The organism is Mycetocola sp. CAN_C7, from assembly GCF_015752285.1.
GTDB lineage: Bacteria > Actinomycetota > Actinomycetes > Actinomycetales > Microbacteriaceae > Mycetocola_A.
Genome location: NZ_JADOUY010000002.1, coordinates 567,161 through 592,669 on the forward strand (window position 1 = coordinate 567,161; position 25,509 = coordinate 592,669).

Sequence of the window (25,509 nt, forward strand, 5' to 3'; positions counted from 1 at the left end):
GCCGCATGCTGCACCCCCTCAAACCCAGCAACTCGCGACAAAGGTCCAGCATTCGTCCAGTAGCCCCTCAGTAGAATCGTGGCAATGAACATGACTGACTTCTGGGCGATGGTCGACGCCTTCTTCCTGACTCCCCTTGGCCGGCTCGTTGCGATCGCCATCATCATCGTCGGCGCTTTCATCGCGGCCTGGCTGATGCATTTCGTCATCCGCCGCGTCGTCAACCAGATCGTGTCTGGTGTGAAGAAGAACCAGGGTGCCGAAGACACCCAGGCTCTCAACGTCTCGCCGCTCGCCGCTGTGCGCCTGGTGCAGCGGACACGCACTCTCGGCACGGTGCTCGGAAACATCGTCAACGTCACCGTGGTGATCATCACCATCGTGCTCGTCGTGAACCAGATCGACCAGAACATCATCGGGTCGCTTGCGCTGCTCACCGCCGCGCTCGGTGCCGGTCTGGGTTTCGGTGCTCAGAACATCGTCAAGGACGTGCTCAACGGCCTGTTCATGGTGATGGAGGATCAGCTCGGTGTCGGTGACGTCGTCGACCTCGGCCCCGCGACCGGTGTCGTCGAACGGGTCGGCATCCGCATCACCCAGGTCCGCGACGTCAACGGCACACTGTGGTTCGTGCGCAACGGTGAGATCCTGCGCGTCGGCAACATGTCACAGGGCTGGGCGCGGGTCATCATCGACCTCGCCGTGCCATACGACACCGACGTCGAGGCCGTTCAGGACCGGATGCTCGACGCCGCTTCCGCACTCGCCCAGGACCCGAAGTGGCGCAGCCGCATCCTCGAACGTCCCGAACTGTGGGGCATCGAGTCGATCTCGGAGGACGCCCTCGTCATCCGGCTCGTCATCAAGACCCGCCCGCCGGCGAAGGATGACGTCGCCCGCGAACTCCGCACCCGGCTGAAGGCGGCGACCGACGAACTCGGAGTCCAGCTGCCATCGCTCAAAAGCGTCGTGCTCGAAGGCTTCGACGGTGCGGCATCCGTCACCGGTGCACGCCCTCCGCGCACCAAGCCAGTCAAGGTCGTCAACGAGGCGCCGCCCGCGCCACGCAAGGCGAAGAAAGCACCGCAACAATCATGAGCGACCTTCTCTCGAGCACCTTCTACGCCGAGGTCGGCGGACGCCAGACGTTCGAGAAACTCTGCCGCGAGTTCTACAAGGGTGTCGCGGACGATCCGGTCCTCAAACCGATGTACCCGGAAGAGGACCTCGGCCCGGCCGCCGAGCGGCTCACAATGTTCCTCGAACAGTACTGGGGCGGTCCGACGACCTACAGCGACCAGCGCGGCCACCCTCGACTCCGCATGAGGCACATGCCGTTCAAGGTCAACCCGGATGCTCGTGATCGCTGGCTCCTGCACATGCGCGCCGCCGTCGACACCCTCGAGCTTTCGCCGCTCCACGAGGCAACCCTGTGGGATTATCTCGAGCGGGCGGCGCAGGCGATGGTCAACACGTTCGACGAGTAGCTGCAGGCAGCCACGCGCTTCTCCTAGCATGAGTGCACCGGCCGGCGATGGAGCCCCTGGTTGAAGGAGCTCACTCAATGCCTGCACTCTCGCCAACACCTACCTCCGCCGACGTGATCGTCGTCGGAGCCGGCCTCGCCGGACTCGTCGCCGCTGCGGAACTCTCCGATGCCGGCAAACGGGTGATCATCGTCGATCAGGAGCCGCAGGCGACACTCGGCGGCCAGGCGCACTGGTCGTTCGGTGGACTGTTCCTCGTCGACACCCCAGAGCAACGACGGATGGGAATCCGGGATTCGCACGCCCTCGCCTGGCAGGACTGGGAGGGCTCAGCGGGGTTCGACCGCCCTGAAGACGAGTGGGGCCGCCGCTGGGCGGAGGCATACGTCGACTTCGCGGCCGGAGACAAACGCTCCTGGCTGGGCGAACAGGGCATCGGATTCTTCCCCGTCGTCGGCTGGGCCGAGCGAGGAGCGGGAACCGCGTTCGGTCACGGCAACTCGGTTCCCCGATTCCACATCGTCTGGGGAACCGGCCCGGCCATCGTCGAACCGTTCCTGCGGCGGGTACAGGCCGGCATGGGCAGCGGTCGGGTGCATCTTCTGTCCCGCCACCGTGTCGACGACCTGATCCTCACAAACGGTGCGGTGACCGGTGTCGGCGGCAGGATCCTCGAACCGTCGAACGTCCGGCGCGGCGAGGCGAGCTCGCGAAAGGTCGTCGGAGACTTCGAGCTCTCGGCCGACGCCGTCGTCATCACCACCGGCGGGATCGGCGGCAACCATGACCTCGTGCGGGCAAGCTGGCCGGAACGACTCGGTACCCCTCCTGCGTCGATGCTCTCCGGCGTCCCGGCGCACGTCGACGGCCGGGGACTCGGGATCGCCCAGCGCGCAGGTGCCCGGCTCGTCAACGGCGACAGGATGTGGCACTACACCGAAGGCATCACGAACTGGGATCCGGTCTGGGCTGCGCACGGCATCCGGATCCTCCCCGGTCCGTCATCGTTGTGGCTGGATGCCACTGGGATTCGGCTTCCCGCTCCCCTGTTCCCCGGGTTCGACACCTTGGGGACCCTCGAACACATCGTGGCCACCGGTCACGACCACAGCTGGTTCGTGCTGACCCAGAAGATCATCGAGAAGGAGTTCGCGCTGTCCGGCAGCGAACAGAACCCGGATCTGACCGGCAAGGATGTGAAACTCCTGCTCAAGCGCGTCGCGCCGGGCGCACCGGGGCCGGTCGAGGCGTTCAAGAACAAGGGTGAGGACTTCGTCGTCGCCGACACCCTCACCGAACTGCTCGCCGGCATGCAACGGCTCTCCGCGGGCGCTCCGCTCGACCTGAAACGGGTGGAGAACGAGATCCGCTGGCGCGACGCCCAGCTCGACAACGACTTCTCGAAGGACGCCCAGATCACCGCGGTGCGCGGCGCCCGCTCGTATCGCGGCGACAAGCTGATCAGGGTCGCCAGCCCACACAAGCTGCTCGACCCGAAGGCCGGCCCGCTCATCGCCGTGAAATTGCACATCCTCACCCGTAAAAGCCTCGGCGGGATCCAAACCGACCTGTCAGGGCGCGCACTGGCCGAGAACGGCAGTCCGGTTGCCGGCCTGTACGCGGCCGGCGAGGCGAGCGGGTTCGGCGGCGGCGGCGTGCACGGCTACCGGGCACTCGAGGGCACGTTCCTCGGCGGATGTCTCTTCACCGGTCGCACGGTCGGGCGAGCGATCGCCGCGCAGCTCAGCTGACCGTTCGCCATACTGGAGGCATGGCCACGACACCGCCCGCCGAGGTCGACATCACCGCTGAACTCGTCCGCCGGCTGCTGGAAGATCAGCACCCCGACCTGGCGTCCCAGCCGCTTCGTCCTGAGGCCTCCGGCTGGGACAACAGCGTCTACCGCCTCGGTTCCGCCCTCTCGGTGCGTCTTCCTCGCCGCTCACTCGCGGCGGGTCTCCTGCTCAGTGAACAGCGGTGGCTGCCCACCATCGCCGCCCTTGTTCCTGTGGCCGTCCCTGCGCCGGTGCGGACCGGCATCCCGACTTCGTACTACCCGTGGTCCTGGAGCATCACCCCGTGGTTCCCCGGTGCGACCGTTGCCTCGGTGCCGCGCGAGGAGCGGTCGGCTTTCGCCGAGACCCTCGGCCAGGTCATCGTCGCCCTCGGCCAGCACGCCCCTCATGACGCCCCCGTCAACCCGTATCGCGGAGTGCCCCTGGCAGCCAGGGATGCCTCCGTGCGCGAACGGCTCAGCTCCGGCCTGATCCCGCACGCGGATGCCGCTGAGCGGCTCTGGAACGACGCCATCGCGCAGCCGACATGGTCCGGTGCGCCGCTCTGGGTACACGGTGACCTTCACCCGGCGAACCTGATCGCCGCAGACGGGGCATTGTGCTCCGTGATCGATTTCGGCGACCTCACCAGCGGCGACCCGGCGACGGACCTCGCCGCAGCATGGCTGGTCTTCGACCCCGCCGGTCGCGCGCGATTCCGCCTCGCGGTCGACGCAGGCCGACCGACCGACCTGACGACCTGGCGGCGTGCGGCCGGCTGGGCACTCGTGCTGTCCACGGCATTGCTCGTCGCCTCGGACGACGCACCCGTTCTCAGGCAGATCGGAGCCGAAACGCTGCAGGAGCTGTTGCGGGACTCGTGACGTCAGATGCCCCGTCCGACGCGAGCGAGCACGTGACCGCGGCGCGGGCTCGCCCTGATCCACCCACCGGACGCGTACAACGGAATCTCCTCTTCGCCGACAAGGAACCCGAGGCTGGCCGCGGCGAACGCGATACCAGACGGGGCTGCGATGTCGGCGAGAGGTCGCGCCCAGACCTCTGATCTGACCTTCTGCACGATCAGGTCTCCGGCGTTCTCGGGAACAGCACGGGCGACCTCGCCTGCTCCGTCGCGGGCGACGAGTTCGAGGGCGACGGAACTCACGGTACCGATCGCCTCCCACTCCCCGCGCGGCGGTGCGATACCCGACCAGCTGGTCCGCACGTCGTTGGGAGGGAGGGGTAACGACGGGCTCACCACATCGTCGCCGAGCAGCGCCAGCCTGTCTGACAGCGCTGCTGGGGCCACCACGCGGTCGAAGACGGCCCCGGATGCTTCGGCGAAGGTCCGCAATCCCAAAATGGTCGGGCTCGTGTCGAGCAGCCCGCGCGGATGCAGGACAGCCGCGTACACGGCGAGCACCCCGCCTCCGGCGATCACCCGCACGGCGGTGTCATCGAGAAGTCGGGCGCGCGCGAGGTAGACCCGGAGGTCGGCCGCGGCGTGGGCATCCTGCAGCGTGATCACGTCATTCATCTGCTGTCTAAACTACCTAACGGGCCGGTGCGATCCCGACCGTGCCCTGCCCTCCACGATCGGAGAACGATGACAGACCCCCTCGCGTCCCTGTTGCACGCACTCGACCTGTCGGACAGCGGCGCACGGACCAGCGAGGACATCTTCACCGGACCGTCGCAGTGGATGCCCGGCGGTCGTGTGTACGGTGGCCAGGTTCTCGCGCAGTCGGTCATGGCGGCATCCCGCACCACCGAAGAACACCGGGTCGTCCATTCGATGCACGGCTACTTCCTGCGCCCGGGTGATGTGAACCAGCCGATCACTTTCAGCGTCGATCGTATCCACGACGGGCGGTCGTTCTCGACCAGGCGCACCCAGGCTTACCAGAACGGTCTCCCGATCCTGTCGATGATCGCCTCGTTCCAGGACGTCGACGAGGGTCTCGACCACCAGACCCCGATGCCTGAGGGTTATCCGGAACCGGAGGACCTCCCGACCACCGCCGAGTTCCTGGCTCACGTCGACCACCCCGTTGCGCGCTCCTGGGCCGGCGACCGGCCATTCGACATCCGCCACGTGCCCTCCCCGATCTACCTGTCGGTCGATGGCGAGCACACGGCCACGAACGCCGTGTGGGTGAAGGCGATCGGCGAGCTCCCTGACGACGAAAACCTGCACCGCGCCGCACTCGCGTATGCGAGCGACTACCCGCTGCTCGAGTCGATCCTGCGGCGGCACGGCCTGCCATGGATGACTCGGGACCTCAAGGTCGCGAGCCTCGATCACGCGATGTGGTGGCACCGCTCGGTTCGGGTCGACCAATGGCTTCTCTATGTGCAGGAGTCGCCGAGCGCGTCTGGCGGGCGCGGACTGGCACAGGGTCGCTTCTATTCGCGGGAGGGGCAGCTCGTGGCCAGCGTCGCCCAGGAGGGCATGGTCCGGGTTCCGCCCGCCCTCTCAGAGGGTGAATCGGACTAACGCCGTTTGGCGAATGCCACCGGATCTTCGAGGTAGCGTGTCCAGGCGGTGCGCTCCTCATCGGTGATGCGGCGAGGCCGTGACGTCTCGGCGTCCACGAGCACGATCGTGCTTGTGGCACGCGCGTACAGCGGCTGGTCGCCTCCTGCCGGGCCGTAGACCTCGTAGTCGACCTCGAGGCTCGCCCCGCCGAGGTTGCCGATCCATACCTGAACGTCGAGCGGCTGGCGCTGGTACGGGATCGGCGCGAGGTACTCGACCTCGTGCCTGGCGATGAGCGTGATCGTATTCGACCCGGCTTCCGCCTCGATCAGGGCCATGCCCGAGTCCACGTCTCCGCCTTCACTGCCATCACGCCAGAACACACGGACGCGCGCCTCTTCCAGCAGTCGCATCAGCTCCACGTTGTTCACGTGGTTGTATGCGTCGAGGTCGCCCCAGCGGAGGTGGATCGGGACGTGGACCCTCATCAGTCCCTCGTGAGCTTCCGGTAGGCGGAACGGTGCGGCTTCGCGGCATCCGGGCCGAGTCGTTCGATCTTGTTCTCTTCGTACGACTCGAAGTTGCCCTCGAACCAGTACCAGTTGCCCGGCTTCTCTTCGGTGCCTTCGTAGGAGAGGATGTGCGTTGCGATGCGGTCGAGGAACCACCGGTCGTGAGTGATGACCACAGCACAACCGGGGAATTCGAGGAGCGCGTTCTCGAGACTGCCCAGGGTTTCGACGTCGAGGTCGTTGGTGGGCTCGTCGAGCAGGAGGAGGTTTCCGCCCTGTTTGAGCGTGAGTGCGAGGTTGAGCCGGTTGCGCTCTCCACCGGAGAGCACTCCGGCCTTCTTCTGCTGGTCAGGACCCTTGAATCCGAACTGCGAGACGTAGGCCCGTGAGGGGATCTCGGTCTTGCCGACCTGGATGTAGTCCTGGCCGTCCGAAACGACCTCCCAGAGGTTCTTGTTCGGGTCGATGCCGCCGCGACTCTGGTCGACATACGAGATGTCGACGGTCTCACCGATCTTCAACTCGCCGCCGTCGAGAGGCTCGAGGCCGACGATCGACTTGAACAGCGTGGTCTTTCCGACACCGTTAGGGCCGATCACGCCGACGATGCCGTTGCGGGGCAGAGTGAAGCTGAGATCCTCGATGAGGATACGCTCGCCGAAACCCTTCTGCAGCTTCTTCGCGTCGATGACCTGGGCGCCGAGACGAGGTCCGACCGGGATGACGATCTCCTCGAAGTCGAGTTTGCGGGTGCGCTCGGCTTCGGTGACCATCTCTTCGTATCGGGCCAGGCGGGCCTTGGACTTGGCCTGGCGGCCCTTCGCGTTCGATCGGACCCAGTCGAGCTCCTCAGCCAGTCGCTTCGACAGTTTCTGGTCTTTCTTGCCCTGGATCTGGAGACGTTCCTGCTTCTTCTCGAGGTAGGTCGAGTAGTTTCCCTCGTAGGGGTACAGGTGTCCGCGGTCGACTTCGGCGATCCACTCGGCCACGTGGTCGAGGAAGTACCTGTCGTGAGTGACGGCGAGCACGGCGCCGGAATACTTGGCGAGGTGCTGCTCGAGCCACAGCACGCTTTCGGCGTCGAGGTGGTTCGTGGGCTCATCGAGGAGCAGGAGGTCCGGCTTCTGCAGCAGCAACTTGCAGAGGGCGACACGGCGCTTCTCACCTCCGGAGAGGTTGGAGACCGGCAGGTCCCCTGGCGGCGTGCGAAGAGCGTCCATCGCCTGCTCGAGCTGAGAATCGAGGTCCCAGGCGTCTGCGTGGTCGATCTCTTCCTGCAACGTGCCCATCTCGGCGAGAAGCGCGTCGAAGTCGGCGTCTGGCTCTGCCATCGCTGCGGAGATCTCATTGAAGCGGTCGACTTTGCCCTTGATCGGCCCGACGCCCTCCTGGACGTTCTCCAGCACCGTCTTGGATTCGTCGAGTTCCGGCTCCTGCATGAGGATGCCGACGGTGTACCCGGGGGTCAGCTTCGCTTCACCGTTGCTCGGAGTGTCGAGCCCGGCCATGATCTTGAGGATCGTGGATTTTCCGGCACCGTTCGGGCCGACGACGCCGATCTTCGCGCCGGGAAAGAACGACATCGTGACGTCGTCGAGGATGAGCTTGTCGCCGACCGCTTTGCGGGCGCGAACCATCGAATAAATGTATTCAGCCATATTGCTACCAGTCTATCGGCCGCGTGCTTCCGATGAGACATGTCCCTGTTCCGAGCAGCGGGCCGACCGTCGAGTGGTAGCCGTTGACCGCCGCGCCATTCTGGCCGATCAGGCAGGAGTCGCCCCAGCGCACCGAGAACTGGATGGAGTCGGCAGCGTTGCCGATCGTCGTGGCATCCGCCGTCACCTCCATCGTCGTCTTGTCGAATCCGGCGGCGACGAGCCCATCGATGAATGCGCGGCCGTCTGCAGAGGCATTAGCCGCCAGCGTCGCCGTGTTGACGGTGTCGAAGAACAGGATCGCCTCGTCGGCCGGGGCATCCGGGTCGAAGCTCGGTGCCGCTGGCGGGGTCGCTGTCGGCGTGCTCGACGTGGGTGGTGCGCTCGGCTCCGCTGGAGTTGGCGAGCAGCCGGCGAGAAGAACGACGAGCGCGATACCTGTCATCGCGCCGCAGGCACTCATGGTGAACCGTGTCCGCATCCCTGTGTTCCTCCGTCTGCTCCGAGCCACCGGTCGATGCGCCCCTCTTCGATAGTAGGCGGCTTCGACGGCGGGAGGCTTCGATCGTAGGCCACCCGGTCGACAGGGAGGTGACCGCGAATACGAATGAGTGAGGGCGGTCGTCAGAACGGGGTCTCGCCCGCGGCGATGGGTGCCGCGAACTGTGCGTCAGGTCTGCCCGGTTCGGTGACGGGCCAGCTCGACGACGAAACGCCGGCGTCTGGGGGCGCGGGGTCGGCAGCGACGGCGTCTGGCAACGACTCAGCGACCGTCTGCTGACCGGACTCGGAAGCGGTCGCCTCGCGCGACAGGACTCGCGAGTACTTCGCCGTGCCCCAGACGAGGTCGTGACCGATGCTGTCTGCTTCGACGTCGACCGCGAGTCCGTTCTTCTCACCGGACTCCCAGCGCCTGATCCTCAACCGACCGGTGACGAGAACCCGGTCGCCTTTGTGAACGGATGCGGCGGTGTTCGTTGCGAGTGCACGGAACGACGTGACGGTGTACCAGTTCGTGTCTCCGGCGACCCACTGCGAGGTGCGCCGATCGAAATACCGCTGGCTCGACGCCAGCCGAAAACTGGTGAATGGGACCTTGTCTTCGCGGTCCACGGTGTAAGGCACTGTGGCGACGAGCCCCGTCAGGGTGATTGTGTCGGTCATGGAATGCTCCGTTTCTCAAGAGTGAGTGCGGGTGAATGCGCCGCAGCCGCGTGATCGCCGGCGCCGACCCTCGTGCCGGACTGCCGGCATCCGGCGATCACTGGTACGAGTGTTCCTCTGGCGCCGTAGTTGGAGGCAGTGATCGCCGAATCGGTGGAGAACTCCGCGGATCGAACGGGGTGTGGAGGCGGTCGGCGGGCTGCGTCTGGCCGACCGCGGTCACGAGCGAAGTCACTAGCATTGCCTCATGAGCTACGTTGCCTCCGAGAACCGATACGACACGATGCAGTACGCGAGAACCGGAAAGAGCGGGCTCCTCCTCCCCCGCGTCAGCCTGGGTTTCTGGCACAACTTCGGTGATGGCCGCAACTGGGAGACCCAGCGCGCGATCGTTCGCCGCGCCTTCGACCTCGGTATCACCCATTTCGACCTGGCCAACAACTACGGCCCGCCGCCCGGTTCTGCCGAACGGAACTTCGGTCGCATCCTCGCCGACGATCTCTCGGCACACCGAGACGAGATCGTGGTCTCCTCGAAGGCCGGATACGACATGGCTCCAGGACCCTACGGTGAGTGGGGCTCACGCAAGACCCTCCTCTCGTCGCTCGATCAAAGCCTCGGTCGGCTCGGCCTCGACTACGTCGACATCTTCTACTCCCACCGCCCCGACCCAGACACTCCGATCGAGGAGACGATGGGTGCGCTCGCCACGGCCGTCACCTCTGGCCGCGCGCTGTACGCCGGAATTTCCAACTACTCCCCCGAGCAGACCCGCCAGGCCGCCGCAGCTCTCGCTGAACATCGCATCCCTCTCCTCATCCACCAGCCCAGCTACTCGATGTTCAACCGTCACGTCGAGAATGGACTGCTCGACGTGCTCGACGAGGTCGGTGCCGGATCGATCGTCTTCTCACCGCTCGCTCAGGGAATGCTGACCGACCGCTACCTCGACGGGACGGTGCCGAGCGATTCACGGGCGGCGACCAGCCACTTCCTCTCCGAGGACCGGCTGAGCGAGACCTACCTCGAGCGGGCTCGTGCGCTCAACCGCATCGCGCAGGACCGCGGGCAGACCCTCGCCCAGCTTGCGCTCACCTGGGTGCTCCGTCACCCGCAGGTCACCTCAGCGCTGATCGGTGCCAGCTCGGTGGCACAGCTCGAGCAGAACGTCGCTGCCCTCGAGGCGCCTCTTCTCTCGGACGATGAGCTTGCGGCGATCGAGCCGTTCGCGGTCGACGGCACAGGCCTGAAGTAGAGCCTCGTCCCGTGCGCTGCACGGAGGTGCTGATGCGGTGATCGGATGTCAGTGGTCGCGCCTAGCGTGAAGTCATCAGATAGTCCGGGGCCGGCCGCAGGCGAGGAGGAACAATGATCACACCGATGTCCACACCGATCAGCCCATCGAGAAGCTCGATAGCGAGTTCGGCCACCCTGGGCCCGGCGCCGAAGGCGTCAAGTCGCATCCGTCGCACCACCGGACTCCGGCTCGTGCCGGTGACCAGCGACCTCTGGCGCGCGACCATCGACGACGGGCGCATCCTCGGCCACATCGAGCGCCGCGACGATCCGGCTGGAACAACATTCATCGCCAAGAGATTGGTCCCTGCCCAGGCGCGGTTTCACACCCTCGGCGAATTCTGGACGATCGACGACGCCATGGATTGCCTGCACTCGCTGTGAGCCCGCTTCAACCTGAGCCCGTTTCGACCTGAGCGGGCCTCGCCCCTCGCACGGTGCGCTCTCGGCCGAATTGCGCGACACGGCCTGCATTCCGCCGGTTTCGCGCGGTTGCCGGGTAATCTTCGGCACATGGAATGGTGGAATGAATTCGTAGCCTGGCTAACCGCAACTGACACCCGACCGGTCCTTTTCACGGCCGCCGTCGTCGCTGTCTCCATCCTCGTGTCGGCTCTCATCGCCGCCGCCGTGACGAAAGCCGCTGTTCGCCGACTGATCGACCAGCGTGATCGCGACCTGAAGGCATCCGCGATCGCTGCCCTCGTCGACGCGTCGACCGAAGCTGCCGTGTGGAACTCTTTGAGCCCGCAGGAACAGGCGGTCGCCGACCGCTCCGCCGGACAGGCCGACATCCAGTTGCGTCTCCTGCCCGTCAAGAGTGCTGCGGTCGCCGCCAACTGGGCAGCGCACCAGCTCGCCGAGATGAAGCGCAACTCGGCCACCTTCGGTTTCGAGCTCGCTCCAGCCGTATCCGAGTTCCGCGATCGGCTCGTCGAGTGGCAGGCCAGGCCATCCCGGACCCGCAAGGTGTTCGAGAGCGACCTCGAGCGTTGGAAGTTCGAGAACACCGCCTCAGAGAAGACGCTTCTTGCCGATCAGGATGCCTGGGCTGCACGTCAGCACCGCGAGCAGTTCACGTCGACCGAACCCGGCGAGCCTGCTGTGGCCCCCGCGGCTTTTTCCCGTGCAGACACCACCACCCAGAAGCTGATCGATGATGTCGCTGCCATGGACGTCAAGCGTGCGGCTGCAGACGACGAGGCTGACAAGAAACTCGCCTGAGCTTCCTCCTTCCCGACACAGAAGCGGTGCCGCAGTGCGGCACCGCTTCTGTCGCTTAACGGTTCGTGATCAGACTCAGTTGCGCCACCAGGTGTCGGCCGGACTCACCGGGGTCGCCCGCTTGTGCCGGGTGGCCATGAACCGCACCTCTATGGCCGTCGCGATCTCATCACTCACGGGTTTGCCTTCGAGGAAGTCGTCGATGTCTTCGTACTCGAGCCCGAGGTTGGCTTCGTCAGTCTGCCCGGGGTTGTGATCGAGCAGATCAGCGGTCGGCTGTTTCTCGTAGAGACGCTCGGGGGCCCCGAGGTGGATCAGGAGCTCGCGCCCCTGCCTTTTCGATAATCCGCTCAGTGGCAGAATGTCGGCTCCGCCATCACCGAATTTGGTGAAGAACCCGGTGACGGCTTCGGCGGCATGATCGGTACCGACAACGAGGCAACCTTCCTCACCGGCGATGGCGTACTGGGCGATCATGCGGGTTCGGGCCTTCACGTTGCCCTTGTGGAAGTCGGTGAGCTGGGCTCCTGCTTCGTCGGCGTATTCATCCTCGATCGCGTCGACCGCCTCGTGGATGTTGAAGGTGATCAGCCGTGACGGTCGGATGAAGTCCAGCGCGAGCTGAGCATCGTCTTCGTCGCGCTGCACCTGATAGGGCAGTCGCACGGCGAAGAACGTCGCCTCGTACCCTGTCGCTGCCAGTTGCTCGACGGCGAGCTGGCAGAGCCGGCCGGCCAGGGTCGAATCCTGACCCCCGCTGATTCCGAGCACGAGTCCCTTCGTCCCGGTGGTGCGCAGGTAGTCGACAAGGAAACCGACCCTCTTCGATACCTCGGCCGCCGCGTCGATGGACGGCTGTACGTCCAATTCGGAAATGATCTGCTTCTGAAGCGCTCGCATGGCGTTAACCTACCGCCGTCAGATGACGGGGATGTGTCCCCTCCCTGAGATCGACGGCGCTCGTCACCAACCCATCGTTCCCGGCGCACCCTTGAACGGGCCCACGATCCGCGAGGTCACCCAGCCGCCGTAGAAGTCACCATCCTGCGGCTGGACGGTTTCGTCGCCCACCTGGCAGGAATCCATCAGGCCAGGGTAGACCGCAACCATCCCGGCAAGGTTCTCGAAGCCACCGCGAGGCGACGGGTAGTGCCAGGCACCGCGATCCACCACGGACCGTCCGGCGGCGAGGTTGAAGTACCGCGCCTCACCTTTGAATTCACACCACGTCGACCCACCGACCGGCTCGAGGACGCCCGGGGCGACCTCGTCGATCGGCACGTAATACACCGGCGGATGACTCGTCTCGAGCACGCGGACCGCCCGACTCGATTGCGCGATCACCTCGCCGCCGAGACGAATGGTGATGCGGTCAGGAGAGGATTCGACCCGGGGCGGACGTGGGTAGTCCCACACCGACTCCTGACCGGGCCCTGCGGCGATCGGAACGGGACGGCGTTGCCTCGGTGCTGGGTTCATCGTCCCATCCTCATCGAGCAGGCTGGAGAACAGCCGTGCCATACGGGTCTGAGAAGCACCACGAGATCTCTGTTACCTGTGCCCCCGGCAGGATTCGAACCTGCGACCAAGAGATTAGAAGGCTCCTGCTCTATCCCCTGAGCTACGGAGGCGCGCTAGTTCAGATTACCGCAGCGCCCGGGCTCGTCGAGTCGCCCCGTCCGCCCGCACGGGAGGGTCACCGGTCGCAAGTAGCATGGGGGCATGAGTAATGTGAGCGACCTCCTCGTTTGGATCGACTGCGAAATGACCGGGCTCGACCTTGCTGTCGACGAGCTCGTCGAGATCGCCGTCGTGATCACCGACTTCGATCTCGAGCCGGTCGACGAGGGGATCAGCATCGTCATCAAGCCTGATGCCTCCGCGCTCGAAAACATGGGCGAGTTCGTCACCAACATGCACCGATCATCCGGGCTTCTCGACGAGATTCCACACGGCGTGACCCTCGCAGACGCCGAGTACCAGGCTCTCGAGTACATCCTCAGTCACGTCCCCGACGAGCAGAAGGCGCCTCTGGCGGGTAACTCGATCGGCACCGACCGCGCGTTCCTCGCGAAGTTCATGCCGAGACTCGACAACCACCTGCACTACCGCAACGTCGACGTTTCGTCGATCAAGGAGCTGGCTCGCCGCTGGTACCCGCGGATCTACTTCAACGCCCCAGCGAAAGACGGTGGCCACCGCGCCCTTGCCGACATCCTTGAGTCGATTCGTGAGCTTGCGTATTACCGCGCCGCCGCGTTCGTGCCGCAGCCAGGACCGACGTCAGACGAAGCAAAATCCGTCGCGGCGTCCGTGGTGCACAACTACGCCCCAAGTGTGTAATAGACTCTTCTAGTTGCAATCACACGGTGCAGATCGTGAGTTGCGCATGGTGGGTATAGCTCAGTTGGTAGAGCGCCTGGTTGTGGTCCAGGAGGTCGCGGGTTCAAGCCCCGTTACTCACCCCAAGTACAAACGCCTGGTTGTGGTGCCATAGCCACCCCGAGCAATTCCCTCGCCTCACGCGACGCAGAACGGTGCAGACATGATCGACATGGATGCCGAGACGTTCGAGGCCCTCGTCGGTGACGTGTTCGACGCCCTTCCAGACAACATGGTCGACGGCCTCGAGAACGTCGCCATTGTCATCGAGGATCGACCCGAAGACGGCTCTCTCGATCTTCTCGGGCTCTATCATGGCGTCGCCCTCACACACAGGGACCAGTACGGGTTCGGCGAGCTGCCCGACGTGATCAGCGTCTACCGCGAACCGCTTCTCACGATCGTCGAGGATGAAGCCGAACTGCGCGAGCAGGTCCACGTCACCCTCGTTCATGAGATCGCCCACTTCTACGGTATCGATGATGACGAATTGCACTCCCTCGGCTGGGGCTGACGGTCAAACACCACCGACGGGGTTAGCCTGAGGCCGTGACGATCTCAAGGGGTGTGCTGTGGGCGTAGGGCGCGGGCTCGGCATACTCGTCGGGACCGTGGTGATCCTCGGACTCGGTGCGTATGGGCCGGCCACCCTCCTCGGTCCGCTCCCCGCGGCCTCCGTCTCGACGATCGACCTCGATGAGCCGGACGCAGCGGTTCCACCTGTGCTCCCTGCGACGGGTGCCAGCGCCGTCATCGACGCAGCTGGCGATGCTCCCCTCGCGACGGCAGGCGAGGCGACAGCAGTTCCGATGGCGGCGATCACCAAGACGATCACCGCTCTTGTCGTACTCGACCGGCATCCGATCGCCGCCGATGGGGCCGGCGCGAACGTGCCGATCACCAGCGCCGACTACCTCTCCTATATCGACTATTCCCAGGCAGGCACGCGCACCGTATCGGTGTTCACCGCCGACGCGTGGACGGAGCGCGAGATGCTGCAGGCGCTCCTGCTCGGGTCGAGCAACAACCACGCAGACACGCTCGCCCGCTGGGCCTACGGTTCTGTCGACGACTACGTCGCTGCGGCGAACGCCTGGCTCAGCGAGCAGGGCATGCCGGACACGACGGTCGTGGACGCCACAGGACTGAGCGTGGACAGCGTCGGAACGGCCGCTGACCTCGCCGTTCTCTCCCGCCTTGCCCTTGACAACCCGGTGATCTCGAGTGTTCTCGCTGAACCGGTGACCGGGCTTCCGAGCAGACGGGGCATCACGAACACCACGACGTACCTGCCCGAGAGCGGAGTCACCGGAATTTCGCGGAGCTACACGGATGCCGCTGGAATCTGCCTGTTGTTCGCCATCGACGTCGAGCCCGAAGGCGCCACGGAACCGTTCCGGGTGTACGGCGCGTTCCTGCGCCAGCCAGACTGGGCTGCTCTTGAATCGGGTGTCCTCGCCCTCGTCGACAGCGCGGTTGCCGGGGTCTCTCCTGTGCCGGTCATCGCCGAAGGCACACCGGTCGCCACCGTCACCACGGCATGGGGGCAGACGGCACAGGGCATCGCCGGGCTCTCCGCCGATCGGGTGAGGTGGGGGCAGGCCACCCCACAGCTGACGGTGAATGCCGATCCGGTGACCATCGCAGGAGCTGGGACCACGATAGGCAACATCCTTATCGACGACGGCGCAGCCGAACCGACTTCCGTGACGCTCAAGCTCGGTTCGTCGCTCCACGATCCTGGCGTGCTGTGGCGACTCGCCAACCCGGTGCCGGTCATCGGGGCCCTGATCGCGTCGCTCTGACTCCCCTCTCGACCCGCCTCAGGCGAGGCGGAGTCGGATATCTGCAACGGCCTCCGGGTTCTCTGCCGTCACGAACCGCACGAACTGCTCCTGCCAGTCGTCCCAGTGCGCATCGAAGCCCCCGTCGTCCCTCGCCAGCGCCCGCTGCTTGCGCACAACATCGTCAGCCGCGAGCCAGATTCTCACGGTCGCCAGCGAGGCACTGAGACGGCTCAGCGCCCCACAGCCCTCGAGGATCATCGCGCGATTCGCCGGCACAGGATGCCACTCGGCCGGGGACCCACTCTCCCAGTCATGACGACGCCAACGGGAATCGCCGCCGGTCATTCGGGGCTCGAGCAGGTGCTCGTGCACGTGCTCGCTCGCCGCAGCGAGTCCACCCCACCCTGGATAGATGTTGTCCATCCGCACCAGCGTGACCGCACCGGGCCACTGAGCGATCAGCGCATCAGCAAGAGTCGATTTTCCGGCGCCGCTCGGGCCGTCGATGACGACCGTGTCTGCCGGGCCGCTACACCGGCGGAGAATACGCGCGACGGCTCCGTCGAGGTCGACCTCGACGGCGGAAGCACTCCGGTCATCAGTCAAGGACGAAGCTCCAGCTCCCTGCGACGACCGCAGCGGCGACGGAGAGGACGGCGATGGCGACCCCGATGACGATGAGAATTGCCTCAGCGACGCCGAACCGCGACGGTCGCGCCCAGGTGCGGGGAAGGTCTGAACCGAACCCGCGCGCTTCCATCGCCGTCGCCAGCTTGCTGCCCCGGCGGATGGCGAGCACGAGCAATGCGAATCCCTGGGTTCCCAACCGACGCAGCATGTTGGCGTCGCCGACCCCTCGCGCCCGACGAGCCTGACCCAGGGCGCGCCAGTCATCGATGAACAACCCGATCATTCGCATCCCGGCGAGCCCGCCGAGAACGAACCGTGCAGGCAGACGGAGGACCTGAGCCAGACCGTCAGCCAGATCGGTCGGGTCAGTGGTGGCGAAGAGCACGATGCTCGGCAATCCGATTGCGAGCACGCGGAGGGTGATCGCGAGCCCCAGCGTGAGTGAACCCTCGGTGACCGAGACGAAGCCCCAGGACGCGAGCACCTCTCCGCTGTCCTCGCCGTACAGCACCGTGGTGAGGCCGGCGAACGGTGCTGCCAGCCAGAGCGGCGCGGTGCGCAACCAGAACTGGCGGGCATCAAGCCCCGACCAGAACAGGAGAATCCCGACCAGGACGAGAGCCACGGATGCCGAAACGACGTCGATGGAGAGCAGCAGCGTGACGCTGAGAAATACCGCGACGGCAAGCTTGGCCACTGGATTGACTCTCGCGATCGCGGAATCCCGAATCTCGGGAAGAAGGGCACTCATGCGCGCACCTGGGACCCGGGTCCGAGAACACGTTCCGTGTCGGCGAATGCCGCCACGAGCGCAAGGTCGTGGGTCACGGTGACGACTGAGCTTCCCTCATCGACCAGTTCACCGAGCAGTGAGACGAGTTCGCCCCAGGTGACGGAATCCTGCCCGAAAGTCGGCTCGTCAAGGAGGAGAATTCGGGGGCGGGTTGCAAGCACTGTCGCGACCGAGAGCCGACGCTTCTCTCCACCAGACAGCGTGAACGGGTTGGCGTCGGCCAGATGGACGAGGCGCAACCGGTCGAGCAGATCGTCGACCCGTGAGCCTACCTCGCGATCGCCGAGCTTCAACGCGGCTGGACCGATCGCCAGTTCACGGCGCACAGTGGACGCGAGGAACTGATGTTCAGGCTCCTGGAAGACCGTGCCGAGTCTCGTCAGCAGGTCCCGTGATTTCCAGTCGATCGGGCTGGGACCCAACCCTCTCGCCAGGCTCGTGTCTGCGGCAACGGTTCCTCCGACGGGTTTCAGGAGTCCGGCCAGCGTCAGTGCGAGTGTCGACTTCCCCGCTCCGTTCGGTCCGGTGATCGCGGTTCCCGTGCCTGCAGTGAGCACGAGGTCGATGGAGGATGCCGCAACGGTGGGCGATGTCGAACCGAACGGGGTTCGGCCGACCGACAGCTTTCGGGTGCTGAGCAGCGGTGGGCCGGACGCACGCCGGTTCGTGCGTGGAGCGACAACAGGCGGGATCCCGGGAACCCAGACACCGGCAGCGGCGAGACGCGCGCCCTCGGATTCGAGGACCGCGGCCGCCGGTCCGTCAGCGAGCACCCCGCTTGCCGGGTCGAGCACGATGACCCGATCGACGACGTCCTGCCACACCGCGACACGGTGCTCGACGACCACGAGTGTCGCACCGGTCTCCGCCACTGCGCGATCGACGACGTTGCGGATGTCGCGGACACCGTCTGGGTCGAGGTTCGCCGTCGGTTCGTCGAGCAGGAGCAGACCGGGTCGCATCGCGAGGACCCCGGCGAGGGCCAGTCGCTGCTTCTGTCCACCGGACAGGCTCGATGAGGAATGGCTGAGCGGCAAGTCGAGTCCGACAGCTGAGAGCGCCCAGCGCACACGGCTCCAGATCTCGTCGCGCGGGACCCCGAGGTTCTCGCAGGAGAACGCGACGTCATCGCCGATGCGGGCGAGCACGATCTGCGAGTCCGGGTCCTGCAGCACGAGACCGGCCCGCCCTCGCACGTCGGACGGTCGTCGGCCATCAAGGAGCAGCGAACCGGTTTCGTCGCCTTCTTCCTCCCCACCGAGCACCCCGGCGAGAGCCTGGAGAAGTGTCGATTTACCCGCTCCGGATGCTCCGAGCAGCAGCACGCGCTCCCCCGGTTCGATGTCGAGAGAGAGAGAGGACACAGCCGGAGCCCGCCGCCCGGCGTGCTGCCAGCCCCAGTCCCTGATCCGCACCTGCGCACCAGGGACCGGGCGGGCGAATGAGCCGCCGGTCATCGACCGCCGGCATCCGCGATCGTTCTGGCCTGTTTGCCCGAGGCAAAGCGGCTGAGTGCGCCGGTCGCCGCGAGACCCCGGACGGCGAGCCACGACAGGAGGCCGGCGATCAGGACACCCGAGACGATGGCGCTGATGACGTACGTCACCTTCACGCTCACCTCCAGGGCGGCGTAGCTCGAGAACGTGGTGTCGAGCAGTCCGACGGCGAGCCCGGTCGATGCACCCGCGAGCAGGGCGACGCCGAGCCGCCAGTTGGTGTAGAAGAACAACGCGAAGATGATTTCGGCGCCGATCCCCTGCACGAGTCCCCAGATCAGGGTCTCGAAGCCCCACACCGTACCGATCAGGGCCGAGACCGCCGCAGCCACGAGTTCCGTGTAGAGAGCGGCACCCGGCTTGCGGATGATCAGCCCGCCGAGCACACCGGCGAAGAGCCAGCCTCCCGCGAGCAGCCCGGCGAGACCCGGGGTGAAGGCGAGGGCCGAGCTCAGCGGGCCCCAGGCGAGACCCCAGGCCCAGAAAATGACACCTGCGGCTACGCCGACGACGCTGGCCACGACGATGTCGACGACACGCCAGCGGAGGTTCCGCTTCGGTTTCGCCGTTGTGGTCGTCGCCGGAGCTGGAGAAAGAGTTGAATGCACGATACGCGCCCTTCTGTGGGCACGGGTAGTGAGATGAGTTGCCTCCCTGCGCTGGCATGACCCAGATCAGGTTCGACGGTCGAAGATTATGGAATCTTCCTCTCAGCCCGGTTCACCGGACTCCCGTGTTACTGCGTGCAGTCTATCCGATGGGTTTACTTCTTCAGCGCTTTGATGACGAAAGACAGCGCCTTGCCGACAACCCAGATGAACGGGATGCCGACAGCGACGAGCGAAACCAGGTTCGGTTCGAAGTGCAGCCCTTCGCGACCCTTCACGTAGGCACCGATCGGAAGCGCGAACCCGCCACCGCCACCGCCGGAGCCCGAACCGGTTCCCGACACGGTCTTCGAGGAGGTGTCTCCCTCGCCTTCTCCTTCTCCGGCACCGAAGCCGTACCAGGCGAGAGCGACGGGAACGAGCTTCTCGCCGTCGATGTCGACGGGGTCTCCGTACACGGAGGTCACTCCGACAGCTTTGAACTTATCGGCCAGTTCGAGTGCAAGTTTTGTCATACCCGCAACGCTATCGGGCCGCACGGACCGAGCAAAGGGGTTGCGCCCGGAAGTCAGTCCCGCGGTGCCCGGGTTCCCCCGGCGGTCTCGCCCCGCCCGCGGCCGAGCATCGATGCGCGGCGGACCGCCGTGCCCCCGAAACGGGCGCGCAGCGAGTCGATCGTCGTTTCGGCATCCCGCCATTCTTCATCCGGGTCCCACAGCGACGCCATCACCCCGTCGCCGTCGAGAAGCTGCTCGGCCCGCACACCGACGAGGCGGACGGGGCGACCCTCGATCCCGAGCGCGGTGAAGAGGTCGTTGGCTTCTTCGTAGAGTCGTCGGCCGACGTTTGACGGCTCGGCCAGTGTGTGCGAACGGGTGAGGGTCGTGAAGTCGTCGAACCGGATCTTGATCGCGACCGTACGCGCCGAGAGTCCCGCCTTGCGCAGCCTTACAGCCACCTGATCCGCCAGTCTGAGCAGTTCGAGTCGCAACCGAGTGGGATCAGTGATGTCTTCGTGGAAGGTGACCTCGTGACCGATGCTCTTCTCAGCCGTCGACGTCACAACCGATCGGGTGTCGCGGCCCTGCGCGAGCTCGTGCAATTTGACACCGGTGGCATTTCCAACCGCCTTGCGCAGCGTCGTGAGCGGGGTTGCCGCGACGTCCCCGACGGTGTGCAGACCGATCCGCAGGAGCGCTTCTTCGGTCTTCGCGCCAACACCCCAGAGCGCGCGGATCGACAGCGGATGCAGGAACTCCAGCGTCTGGGCGGGGGGGACGACCAGGAGACCGTCGGGTTTGGCCCGACCGGAGGCGACCTTCGCGACAAACTTCGTCGCAGCGGCGCCAACGGAGCAGGTCAGGCCTGTTTCGCGCTCGACGCGTTCACGAATGAGCGCTCCGACGGTGGCGGGCGTACCGAGAAGCCTCCGCGCGCCCGAGACGTCGAGAAACGCTTCGTCGATGCTCAACGGCTCGACGAGGGGTGTCGCATCACGGAAGATCGCCATCACCCGTCTGGAATAGTCGGTGTACCGCTCATGATGCGGAGGGAGCACGATTGCCTGAGGGCAGAGCCGCAGCGCCTTGGACACCGGCATCGCGGCACCGACCCCGAAGCGCCGAGCCTCGTATGTGGCGCTGGTGACAACAGACCGCCCCTCGGCATGCCCGATGATCACCGGTTTTCCGCGCAACTCAGGATGATCGAGCAACTCGACCGACGCGAAGAACGCATCCATGTCGATGTGCAGGATGTGGGCACCCTCATCGTTCGTGAGGTCGGTGGTCACCTGCCTCGCGCTGCCGTCTTGCCTGCTCATTGTTCGAATCTTCCGCCGTTGCTTCCAGAATACAGACATCTGTTCGATGCCGCAGCCTGCCGGGTCGGTGAGGAATCGAAGCTAGTTTCGCTTGCTCGCGGGCGGTCGGATCGAGACTCCGCGACGGCGGTGCCTGCTCAGCAGGAGCACTTCGACGGGGGCGGTCAGCCCGATCGCCAGCAGAAGAACGAACCACTGCCCGGTGGCGACGGTCACCCAGATTCCGGCGCCCAGGACCACGGCGGAGTAGACCCCGGCGAGAACCCAGGCACGGGTACTGATACCGCTGGCGGCGTCACGAGTGCTCATGCTCCCAGCCTAGACCGGACGCATGTCCCTGGGCTGGGCGAGCGCGTTCGGCGCCATCGACGCCACTCAGACGAGAGCGATCACGACCGGGGTCAGCCACTCCTTGAACGCCCGCGGATTATCGCGAAGCCGCTCGCTGATGATCACCGTGTCCGGAGCGACGACCCACGCCCCGGCATCCCGCACCGGGAGCACTTCGAGGTCCAGGCGGAACGAGCCGGTTTGTCGCCGCAACTCGAACTGGCGCCGCTGTACGAGTTCGTACGCATCGGCAAGCGGGTGTGCACGCGCGTCGACCGCACGCTGGTATTCGTCATGCCGTTCCTCCGCCCACATCATGGCCTGGTCGTAACTCAGATAGACCAACTCCTGCAGTTCGAGCGCGCGATCGAACACTTCGAAGTGCGGCGGTCTCACCTGGCTGATGAACGGGCGCGTGGCACGACGCACGATCCCGGCCCACCAGCCACGCCACTGCGCGGCGAGAGCGTCGCGATCAAGACCTGCGATGTCGACGGGTGTCAGTGGCGGGTCGACCGGCGGAATCTGTTCCTCACAGACATCCGTCAGGCCGCCGAGATCGCGGAACGCGAGGGCGAGCAGCAGATCCCAGGGGCAGTCCTCCGTGATCTGCCATCGGATCGAACCCTCGACGAGCATGGCAGCATCGTACTGCCGCATTTCGGGTCGCAACAGAGGCGGAGAGGCGCCATCCGGATGATCGGACAACACCTCCCCCACGATCAGCTGTTTGCGCGCTCGAGCACGAGTTCCCGGACCCTGGCCGCGTCGGCCTGGCCCTTCATGGCTTTCATGACCGCGCCGATCACGGCGCCGGCGGCCTGGACTTTGCCGTCGCGGATTTTCTCGAGGACGTCGGGCTGGGAGGCCAGTGCCTGATCGATGGCGGCGATCAGGGCACCATCGTCCGAGACGACCGCGAGCCCGCGGGCGTCGACGACCTCCTGTGCGGTCCCCTCACCGGCGATGACTCCCTCGAGAACCTGGCGGGCGAGTTTATCGGTGAGTGTGCCGTTGTCGACGAGTACAGCGAGACCGGCGACGTTCTCGGCGGAGACGAGAGAAGATGCTTCGACGCCGTTCGCGTTCGCCACCCGGCTGATCTCCCCCGTCCACCATTTCCGGGCGGCCGCGGGCGAGGCGCCGGCGGCGACCGTCTCGCTGATCTCTACGAGAAGTCCGCCGTTGACGACATCCTGGAACTCGAGATCGGTGAACCCCCAATCAGCCTTGAGTCGGCGTCGGCGGGCGGCGGGCGGTTCGGGCAGCGCCGCGCGCAGTTCCGCGATCAGCTCGGCGCTCGGCTCGACAGGGAGCAGGTCAGGCTCGGGGAAGTAGCGGTAGTCGTCTGCGTCGCTCTTCGGACGACCGGCGCTGGTGCGACCGGTGTCTTCGTGCCAGTGACGAGTCTCCTGGGTGATCGTTCCGCCCGACGCAAGGATGGCTGCCTGGCGCTGGATCTCGTAACGGATGGCGCGTTCGACGGAACGCAGGGAGTTCACGTTCTTCGTCTCCGTGCGGGTGCCGAGAGGCGCAGGTAGCTGTCCCTCCGGCGTGCGTGGCCGGAGCGAGATGTTGGCGTCGCAACGCAGGTTGCCGCGTTCCATTTTCGCGTCCGAGATCCCCAGCGACACCACGATGTCGCGGATCGTCGAAACGTACGCCTTCGCCAGCTCAGGAGCATCCGCTTCGGCGCCGTAGATGATGTCGGTGACGATCTCGACCAGAGGCACACCGGCCCGGTTGTAATCGACCAGTGAATACTCGGCACCCTGGATGCGGCCGGTCGAACCACCGACGTGGGTCAGTTTTCCGGCATCCTCTTCCATGTGCGCACGCTCGATCGACACCGTCACGAGACGGCCGTTCGGCAGCTCGACGTCGACGGATCCGCCGAAGGCGATCGGTTCGTCGAACTGCGAGATCTGGTAGTTCTTCGCCAGGTCAGGATAGAAGTAGTTCTTGCGGGCGAACCGTGACGACGGCGCGATCGAGCAGCCGAGCGCGAGACCCAGGCTGATCGAGTAGCGCACAGCCTGCTCGTTGACCACCGGGAGCGCGCCGGGAAGCCCGAGGCACACCGGTGAGACATTCGTGTTCGCGAGAGATCCGAACTCGTTCGGAGCGTGGGAGAACATCTTGGTCTTCGTGTTGAGCTCGACGTGCACCTCGAAGCCGAGCACCGGCTCGAACAGCTCCAGGGCCTTGTCGTAGTCCATCAGGGCGTCTTTCGCCATTATTTACCTCCCAGTGCCGGAGCCTGCGAGATCAACGTGTGACCCCACTGCTGCTCGAGCAGTGCTTCGATTGCTGCGCCGACGCGGTAGAGCCTGGCGTCTTCACGCACAGGCGCCATGATCTGGATGCCCACAGGCAGACCGTCTTCCGGCGCGAGGCCGATCGGGACGCTGATGCCGGGGATCCCGGCGAGGTTCGCCGGGATGGTGGCGATGTCGTTGAGGTACATCGCCATCGGGTCTTCGAGTTTCTCGCCGAACTTGAACGCGGTTGTGGGAGCACTCGGGCTGATGAGCACGTCGACCTGCGCGAACGCGGTCTCGAAGTCGCGCTGGATGAGCGTGCGGACCTTCTGTGCGCTGCCGTAATACGCGTCGTAGTAGCCGGCGCTCAGGGCGTACGTGCCGAGGATGATACGACGCTTGACCTCGGGGCCGAAACCGGCCTCGCGCGTTGCGGCCATCACCTGTTCTACGGTGCCGCCGCCCTCGGGCTGCACTCGCATTCCGAAGCGGACCGAGTCGAATTTCGCCAGGTTGGAGGACGCTTCGGCCGGGAGGATGAGGTAGTAGGCCGAGACGGCGTACTCGAAGTGGGGAGCGGAGACCTCGACCACTTCAGCGCCCTGCCCCTGCAGCAGGGCGACCGTTTCGTCGAACCGGCTCTGGACCCCGGCCTGGAAGCCTTCACCGGAGAGCTCGCGGACGACCCCGACCTTGAGGCCAGTGAGCACATCGCCTCGGGCACCGTCACGGGCGGCATCCGCCATTGATGGCCACACGTCGGTGAGCGAGGTGGAGTCGAACGGGTCGTGTCCGCCGATGACGTCCTGCAGAAGTCCGGCGTCGAGGACCGTTCGAGTGACGGGACCGACCTGGTCGAGGCTCGACGCGAGGGCGATCGCACCGTACCTGCTCACCGCACCGTAGGTCGGCTTCACACCGACGGTTCCTGTGACGTGTGCGGGCTGGCGGATCGATCCGCCGGTGTCGCTGCCGAGCGCAAGGGGGGCTTCGAACGCGGCAACGGCCGCCGCGGAGCCTCCACCCGATCCGCCAGGAATCCGGCCGAGGTCCCACGGGTTGCGGGTCGGTCCGTATGCCGAGTGCTCGGTGGACGACCCCATCGCGAACTCGTCCATGTTGGTCTTGCCGATCGGAACGAGCCCGGCGGCGCGTGCCCGGGTGACGACCGTGGCGTCGAACGGCGACATGTAGCCCTCGAGGATTTTGCTTCCCGAGGTGGACGGCATGTCTGTGGTCACGAGCACGTCCTTGACGGCGAGCGGCACACCGGCGAGTGGGCCCAATTCGTCACCGGCAGCACGACGTTCGTCGATGCGCTGCGCAGTCCCGAGTGCGTGGTCAGACACGTGCAGAAAGGCGTGAACGTCGGTGTCGACGTCGGCGATGCGGTCGAGGTGAGCCTGCGTGGCTTCCACGGCGCTGATCTCGCGGCTCTGCAGCTTCTGCGCCAGGTCAGAGGCAGTGAGACGGATGATGTCGGTCATTACTGCTCCTCCCCCAGAATCGCTGACACCTTGAAGCGGTTGTCAGCCTGTTCCGGTGCGTTCGCGAGGGCCTGCTCGATGGTCAGCGTTTCGCCGACCACATCGGGGCGGAAAACGTTCGACAGCGGAACCGGGTGGCTCGTCGCTGGAACATCGGGCGTCGCTACCTGCTGCACCTTCGCGATGCTGTCGACGATCTGGTCGAGTTCGGTGGTGAGACTCGAGATCTCATCGGGAGTGAGGGCAATGCGGGCGAGGTTCGCCAGATGCGCCACCTGCTCCTCAGAAATTTCAGACATGGGACTCCGTCACATA

29 protein-coding genes, 2 tRNA genes and 1 riboswitch are annotated in these 25,509 nt (G+C 65.7%); of the genes, 12 read left to right on the plus strand and 19 right to left on the minus strand.

Annotated features, from left to right (window positions below; all coding sequences use genetic code 11):
- Positions 1–84: 84 nt before the first annotated feature.
- The 4 genes from IWX78_RS06380 (at position 85) to IWX78_RS06395 (ending at position 4,146) form a co-directional block, all read left to right on the plus strand.
- Complete coding sequence (locus IWX78_RS06380) at positions 85–1,098, plus strand: mechanosensitive ion channel family protein (protein ID WP_442929215.1); 1,014 nt, start codon at positions 85–87, stop codon at positions 1,096–1,098.
- Positions 1,095–1,487 (plus strand): globin, encoded by a 393-nt coding sequence (locus IWX78_RS06385; RefSeq protein ID WP_196832647.1) that lies wholly within the window; start codon positions 1,095–1,097, stop codon positions 1,485–1,487. Before IWX78_RS06380 ends, IWX78_RS06385 begins: the two co-directional genes overlap by 4 nt.
- A 77-nt stretch (positions 1,488–1,564) precedes the next feature.
- Positions 1,565–3,238: an FAD-binding dehydrogenase gene (locus IWX78_RS06390; RefSeq protein ID WP_196832648.1), complete on the plus strand. Its 1,674-nt coding sequence runs from the start codon at positions 1,565–1,567 to the stop codon at positions 3,236–3,238.
- 20 nt (positions 3,239–3,258) lie between these two features.
- The gene (locus IWX78_RS06395; RefSeq protein WP_196832649.1) at positions 3,259–4,146 is read left to right on the plus strand and encodes an aminoglycoside phosphotransferase family protein; all 888 of its coding nucleotides are present in this window, start codon (positions 3,259–3,261) and stop codon (positions 4,144–4,146) included.
- Positions 4,147–4,148: 2 nt separating this feature from the next.
- Here the strand turns inward: IWX78_RS06395 and IWX78_RS06400 are convergent, their stop codons facing one another.
- A complete protein-coding gene (locus tag IWX78_RS06400) occupies positions 4,149–4,802 on the minus strand; it encodes a hypothetical protein (protein WP_196832650.1) in 654 nt (217 codons plus the stop codon).
- A gap of 69 nt (positions 4,803–4,871) precedes the next feature.
- On the opposite strand from IWX78_RS06400, the gene IWX78_RS06405 reads away from it, so the two are divergent.
- Complete coding sequence (locus IWX78_RS06405; protein WP_196832651.1) at positions 4,872–5,762, plus strand: acyl-CoA thioesterase; 891 nt, start codon at positions 4,872–4,874, stop codon at positions 5,760–5,762.
- Here the strand turns inward: IWX78_RS06405 and IWX78_RS06410 are convergent.
- The 4 genes from IWX78_RS06410 to IWX78_RS06425 all read right to left on the minus strand — a co-directional run bounded on the left by IWX78_RS06410 (position 5,759) and on the right by IWX78_RS06425 (position 9,078).
- On the minus strand, positions 5,759–6,232 hold the full coding sequence (locus IWX78_RS06410; protein WP_196832652.1) for an acyl-CoA thioesterase: 474 nt from the start codon (positions 6,230–6,232) through the stop codon (positions 5,759–5,761). The two genes, IWX78_RS06405 and IWX78_RS06410, sit on opposite strands and share 4 nt — an antisense overlap.
- Positions 6,232–7,914 carry an energy-dependent translational throttle protein EttA gene (gene ettA / locus IWX78_RS06415; RefSeq protein WP_196832653.1) on the minus strand — a complete coding sequence of 561 codons (1,683 nt, stop codon included), beginning with the start codon at positions 7,912–7,914 and terminating at the stop codon, positions 6,232–6,234. Before ettA ends, IWX78_RS06410 begins: the two co-directional genes overlap by 1 nt.
- Before the next feature lie 4 nt (positions 7,915–7,918).
- Complete coding sequence (locus IWX78_RS06420) at positions 7,919–8,377, minus strand: DUF6993 domain-containing protein (RefSeq protein ID WP_334684588.1); 459 nt, start codon at positions 8,375–8,377, stop codon at positions 7,919–7,921.
- Between the two features lie 161 nt (positions 8,378–8,538).
- The gene (locus tag IWX78_RS06425; RefSeq protein WP_196832655.1) at positions 8,539–9,078 is read right to left on the minus strand and encodes a single-stranded DNA-binding protein; all 540 of its coding nucleotides are present in this window, start codon (positions 9,076–9,078) and stop codon (positions 8,539–8,541) included.
- 247 nt (positions 9,079–9,325) lie between these two features.
- Here IWX78_RS06425 and IWX78_RS06430 point away from each other — a divergent pair, with 247 nt between their 5' ends.
- From IWX78_RS06430 to IWX78_RS06440, 3 genes are all read left to right on the plus strand, one after another.
- Complete coding sequence (locus IWX78_RS06430) at positions 9,326–10,333, plus strand: aldo/keto reductase (RefSeq protein ID WP_196832656.1); 1,008 nt, start codon at positions 9,326–9,328, stop codon at positions 10,331–10,333.
- Between the two features lie 113 nt (positions 10,334–10,446).
- Complete coding sequence (locus tag IWX78_RS06435; protein ID WP_196832657.1) at positions 10,447–10,758, plus strand: hypothetical protein; 312 nt, start codon at positions 10,447–10,449, stop codon at positions 10,756–10,758.
- A 129-nt stretch (positions 10,759–10,887) separates the two neighbouring features.
- Positions 10,888–11,598 carry a hypothetical protein gene (locus IWX78_RS06440; RefSeq protein WP_196832658.1) on the plus strand — a complete coding sequence of 237 codons (711 nt, stop codon included), beginning with the start codon at positions 10,888–10,890 and terminating at the stop codon, positions 11,596–11,598.
- Positions 11,599–11,673: 75 nt separating this feature from the next.
- Here IWX78_RS06440 and nadE read toward each other — a convergent pair whose 3' ends face one another.
- The 3 genes from nadE to IWX78_RS06455 form a co-directional block, all read right to left on the minus strand.
- The gene (gene nadE, locus IWX78_RS06445; protein ID WP_196832659.1) at positions 11,674–12,498 is read right to left on the minus strand and encodes an ammonia-dependent NAD(+) synthetase; all 825 of its coding nucleotides are present in this window, start codon (positions 12,496–12,498) and stop codon (positions 11,674–11,676) included.
- A gap of 63 nt (positions 12,499–12,561) precedes the next feature.
- Positions 12,562–13,077: a DUF427 domain-containing protein gene (locus tag IWX78_RS06450; RefSeq protein WP_196832660.1), complete on the minus strand. Its 516-nt coding sequence runs from the start codon at positions 13,075–13,077 to the stop codon at positions 12,562–12,564.
- Positions 13,078–13,156: 79 nt separating this feature from the next.
- Positions 13,157–13,229, minus strand: a tRNA-Arg gene (locus IWX78_RS06455).
- A 91-nt stretch (positions 13,230–13,320) separates the two neighbouring features.
- Here IWX78_RS06455 and orn point away from each other — a divergent pair.
- The 4 genes from orn (at position 13,321) to IWX78_RS06475 (ending at position 15,785) form a co-directional block, all read left to right on the plus strand.
- Complete coding sequence (gene orn, locus IWX78_RS06460; RefSeq protein WP_196832661.1) at positions 13,321–13,941, plus strand: oligoribonuclease; 621 nt, start codon at positions 13,321–13,323, stop codon at positions 13,939–13,941.
- 49 nt (positions 13,942–13,990) lie between these two features.
- Positions 13,991–14,066 (plus strand) — tRNA-His (locus IWX78_RS06465).
- Positions 14,067–14,143: 77 nt separating this feature from the next.
- Positions 14,144–14,494: a metallopeptidase family protein gene (locus IWX78_RS06470; protein WP_196832662.1), complete on the plus strand. Its 351-nt coding sequence runs from the start codon at positions 14,144–14,146 to the stop codon at positions 14,492–14,494.
- A 58-nt stretch (positions 14,495–14,552) separates the two neighbouring features.
- Positions 14,553–15,785, plus strand: coding sequence for a D-alanyl-D-alanine carboxypeptidase family protein (locus IWX78_RS06475; protein WP_196832663.1), 1,233 nt, complete (start codon positions 14,553–14,555; stop codon positions 15,783–15,785).
- Positions 15,786–15,803: 18 nt separating this feature from the next.
- Here IWX78_RS06475 and IWX78_RS06480 read toward each other — a convergent pair whose 3' ends face one another.
- The 11 genes from IWX78_RS06480 to gatC all read right to left on the minus strand — a co-directional run bounded on the left by IWX78_RS06480 (position 15,804) and on the right by gatC (position 25,493).
- The gene (locus IWX78_RS06480; RefSeq protein WP_334684589.1) at positions 15,804–16,373 is read right to left on the minus strand and encodes an ATP-binding protein; all 570 of its coding nucleotides are present in this window, start codon (positions 16,371–16,373) and stop codon (positions 15,804–15,806) included.
- Positions 16,366–17,148 carry an energy-coupling factor transporter transmembrane component T family protein gene (locus IWX78_RS06485; protein ID WP_196832664.1) on the minus strand — a complete coding sequence of 261 codons (783 nt, stop codon included), beginning with the start codon at positions 17,146–17,148 and terminating at the stop codon, positions 16,366–16,368. The genes IWX78_RS06480 and IWX78_RS06485 overlap by 8 nt, the downstream gene beginning before the upstream one ends.
- Complete coding sequence (locus tag IWX78_RS06490) at positions 17,145–18,647, minus strand: ABC transporter ATP-binding protein (RefSeq protein ID WP_196832665.1); 1,503 nt, start codon at positions 18,645–18,647, stop codon at positions 17,145–17,147. The genes IWX78_RS06485 and IWX78_RS06490 overlap by 4 nt, the downstream gene beginning before the upstream one ends.
- On the minus strand, positions 18,644–19,294 hold the full coding sequence (locus IWX78_RS06495) for an ECF transporter S component (protein WP_196832666.1): 651 nt from the start codon (positions 19,292–19,294) through the stop codon (positions 18,644–18,646). Before IWX78_RS06495 ends, IWX78_RS06490 begins: the two co-directional genes overlap by 4 nt.
- 25 nt (positions 19,295–19,319) lie before the next feature.
- Positions 19,320–19,431, minus strand: a riboswitch (TPP riboswitch).
- Positions 19,432–19,449: 18 nt separating this feature from the next.
- Positions 19,450–19,809 carry a hypothetical protein gene (locus tag IWX78_RS06500; protein ID WP_196832667.1) on the minus strand — a complete coding sequence of 120 codons (360 nt, stop codon included), beginning with the start codon at positions 19,807–19,809 and terminating at the stop codon, positions 19,450–19,452.
- Between the two features lie 53 nt (positions 19,810–19,862).
- Positions 19,863–21,116: a DNA polymerase IV gene (locus tag IWX78_RS06505; protein WP_196832668.1), complete on the minus strand. Its 1,254-nt coding sequence runs from the start codon at positions 21,114–21,116 to the stop codon at positions 19,863–19,865.
- 81 nt (positions 21,117–21,197) lie between these two features.
- Positions 21,198–21,425 (minus strand): hypothetical protein, encoded by a 228-nt coding sequence (locus tag IWX78_RS06510; RefSeq protein WP_196832669.1) that lies wholly within the window; start codon positions 21,423–21,425, stop codon positions 21,198–21,200.
- 66 nt (positions 21,426–21,491) lie between these two features.
- The gene (locus IWX78_RS06515; protein ID WP_196832670.1) at positions 21,492–22,106 is read right to left on the minus strand and encodes a hypothetical protein; all 615 of its coding nucleotides are present in this window, start codon (positions 22,104–22,106) and stop codon (positions 21,492–21,494) included.
- 62 nt (positions 22,107–22,168) lie between these two features.
- Positions 22,169–23,683: an Asp-tRNA(Asn)/Glu-tRNA(Gln) amidotransferase subunit GatB gene (gene gatB, locus IWX78_RS06520; RefSeq protein ID WP_196832671.1), complete on the minus strand. Its 1,515-nt coding sequence runs from the start codon at positions 23,681–23,683 to the stop codon at positions 22,169–22,171.
- Entirely contained in the window at positions 23,683–25,194 is a 1,512-nt protein-coding gene (gatA, locus tag IWX78_RS06525; protein ID WP_196832672.1) for an Asp-tRNA(Asn)/Glu-tRNA(Gln) amidotransferase subunit GatA, read from the minus strand. Before gatA ends, gatB begins: the two co-directional genes overlap by 1 nt.
- On the minus strand, positions 25,194–25,493 hold the full coding sequence (gene gatC, locus IWX78_RS06530) for an Asp-tRNA(Asn)/Glu-tRNA(Gln) amidotransferase subunit GatC (protein ID WP_196832673.1): 300 nt from the start codon (positions 25,491–25,493) through the stop codon (positions 25,194–25,196). The genes gatA and gatC overlap by 1 nt, the downstream gene beginning before the upstream one ends.
- Positions 25,494–25,509: the final 16 nt, after the last annotated feature.

What these genes read in the sequence shown, in the direction of transcription:
- IWX78_RS06450 (WP_196832660.1), bottom strand. Translation starts at nt 13,077, where the DNA reads ATGAACCCAGCACCGAGGCAACGCCGTCCCGTTCCGATCGCCGCAGGG.
- IWX78_RS06470 (WP_196832662.1), top strand. Translation starts at nt 14,144, where the DNA reads ATGATCGACATGGATGCCGAGACGTTCGAGGCCCTCGTCGGTGACGTG.
- gatB (WP_196832671.1), bottom strand. Translation starts at nt 23,683, where the DNA reads ATGGCGAAAGACGCCCTGATGGACTACGACAAGGCCCTGGAGCTGTTC.
- gatC (WP_196832673.1), bottom strand. Translation starts at nt 25,493, where the DNA reads ATGTCTGAAATTTCTGAGGAGCAGGTGGCGCATCTGGCGAACCTCGCC.
- IWX78_RS06440 (WP_196832658.1), top strand. Translation starts at nt 10,888, where the DNA reads ATGGAATGGTGGAATGAATTCGTAGCCTGGCTAACCGCAACTGACACC.
- IWX78_RS06405 (WP_196832651.1), top strand. Translation starts at nt 4,872, where the DNA reads ATGACAGACCCCCTCGCGTCCCTGTTGCACGCACTCGACCTGTCGGAC.
- IWX78_RS06435 (WP_196832657.1), top strand. Translation starts at nt 10,447, where the DNA reads ATGATCACACCGATGTCCACACCGATCAGCCCATCGAGAAGCTCGATA.
- IWX78_RS06485 (WP_196832664.1), bottom strand. Translation starts at nt 17,148, where the DNA reads ATGAGTGCCCTTCTTCCCGAGATTCGGGATTCCGCGATCGCGAGAGTC.
- gatA (WP_196832672.1), bottom strand. Translation starts at nt 25,194, where the DNA reads ATGACCGACATCATCCGTCTCACTGCCTCTGACCTGGCGCAGAAGCTG.
- IWX78_RS06380 (WP_442929215.1), top strand. Translation starts at nt 85, where the DNA reads ATGAACATGACTGACTTCTGGGCGATGGTCGACGCCTTCTTCCTGACT.
- IWX78_RS06515 (WP_196832670.1), bottom strand. Translation starts at nt 22,106, where the DNA reads ATGCGGCAGTACGATGCTGCCATGCTCGTCGAGGGTTCGATCCGATGG.
- IWX78_RS06425 (WP_196832655.1), bottom strand. Translation starts at nt 9,078, where the DNA reads ATGACCGACACAATCACCCTGACGGGGCTCGTCGCCACAGTGCCTTAC.
- IWX78_RS06510 (WP_196832669.1), bottom strand. Translation starts at nt 21,425, where the DNA reads ATGAGCACTCGTGACGCCGCCAGCGGTATCAGTACCCGTGCCTGGGTT.
- IWX78_RS06385 (WP_196832647.1), top strand. Translation starts at nt 1,095, where the DNA reads ATGAGCGACCTTCTCTCGAGCACCTTCTACGCCGAGGTCGGCGGACGC.
- orn (WP_196832661.1), top strand. Translation starts at nt 13,321, where the DNA reads ATGAGTAATGTGAGCGACCTCCTCGTTTGGATCGACTGCGAAATGACC.
- IWX78_RS06395 (WP_196832649.1), top strand. Translation starts at nt 3,259, where the DNA reads ATGGCCACGACACCGCCCGCCGAGGTCGACATCACCGCTGAACTCGTC.
- IWX78_RS06500 (WP_196832667.1), bottom strand. Translation starts at nt 19,809, where the DNA reads ATGACAAAACTTGCACTCGAACTGGCCGATAAGTTCAAAGCTGTCGGA.
- IWX78_RS06400 (WP_196832650.1), bottom strand. Translation starts at nt 4,802, where the DNA reads ATGAATGACGTGATCACGCTGCAGGATGCCCACGCCGCGGCCGACCTC.
- IWX78_RS06420 (WP_334684588.1), bottom strand. Translation starts at nt 8,377, where the DNA reads ATGAGTGCCTGCGGCGCGATGACAGGTATCGCGCTCGTCGTTCTTCTC.
- IWX78_RS06490 (WP_196832665.1), bottom strand. Translation starts at nt 18,647, where the DNA reads ATGACCGGCGGCTCATTCGCCCGCCCGGTCCCTGGTGCGCAGGTGCGG.
- ettA (WP_196832653.1), bottom strand. Translation starts at nt 7,914, where the DNA reads ATGGCTGAATACATTTATTCGATGGTTCGCGCCCGCAAAGCGGTCGGC.
- IWX78_RS06505 (WP_196832668.1), bottom strand. Translation starts at nt 21,116, where the DNA reads ATGAGCAGGCAAGACGGCAGCGCGAGGCAGGTGACCACCGACCTCACG.
- IWX78_RS06410 (WP_196832652.1), bottom strand. Translation starts at nt 6,232, where the DNA reads ATGAGGGTCCACGTCCCGATCCACCTCCGCTGGGGCGACCTCGACGCA.
- nadE (WP_196832659.1), bottom strand. Translation starts at nt 12,498, where the DNA reads ATGCGAGCGCTTCAGAAGCAGATCATTTCCGAATTGGACGTACAGCCG.
- IWX78_RS06430 (WP_196832656.1), top strand. Translation starts at nt 9,326, where the DNA reads ATGAGCTACGTTGCCTCCGAGAACCGATACGACACGATGCAGTACGCG.
- IWX78_RS06390 (WP_196832648.1), top strand. Translation starts at nt 1,565, where the DNA reads ATGCCTGCACTCTCGCCAACACCTACCTCCGCCGACGTGATCGTCGTC.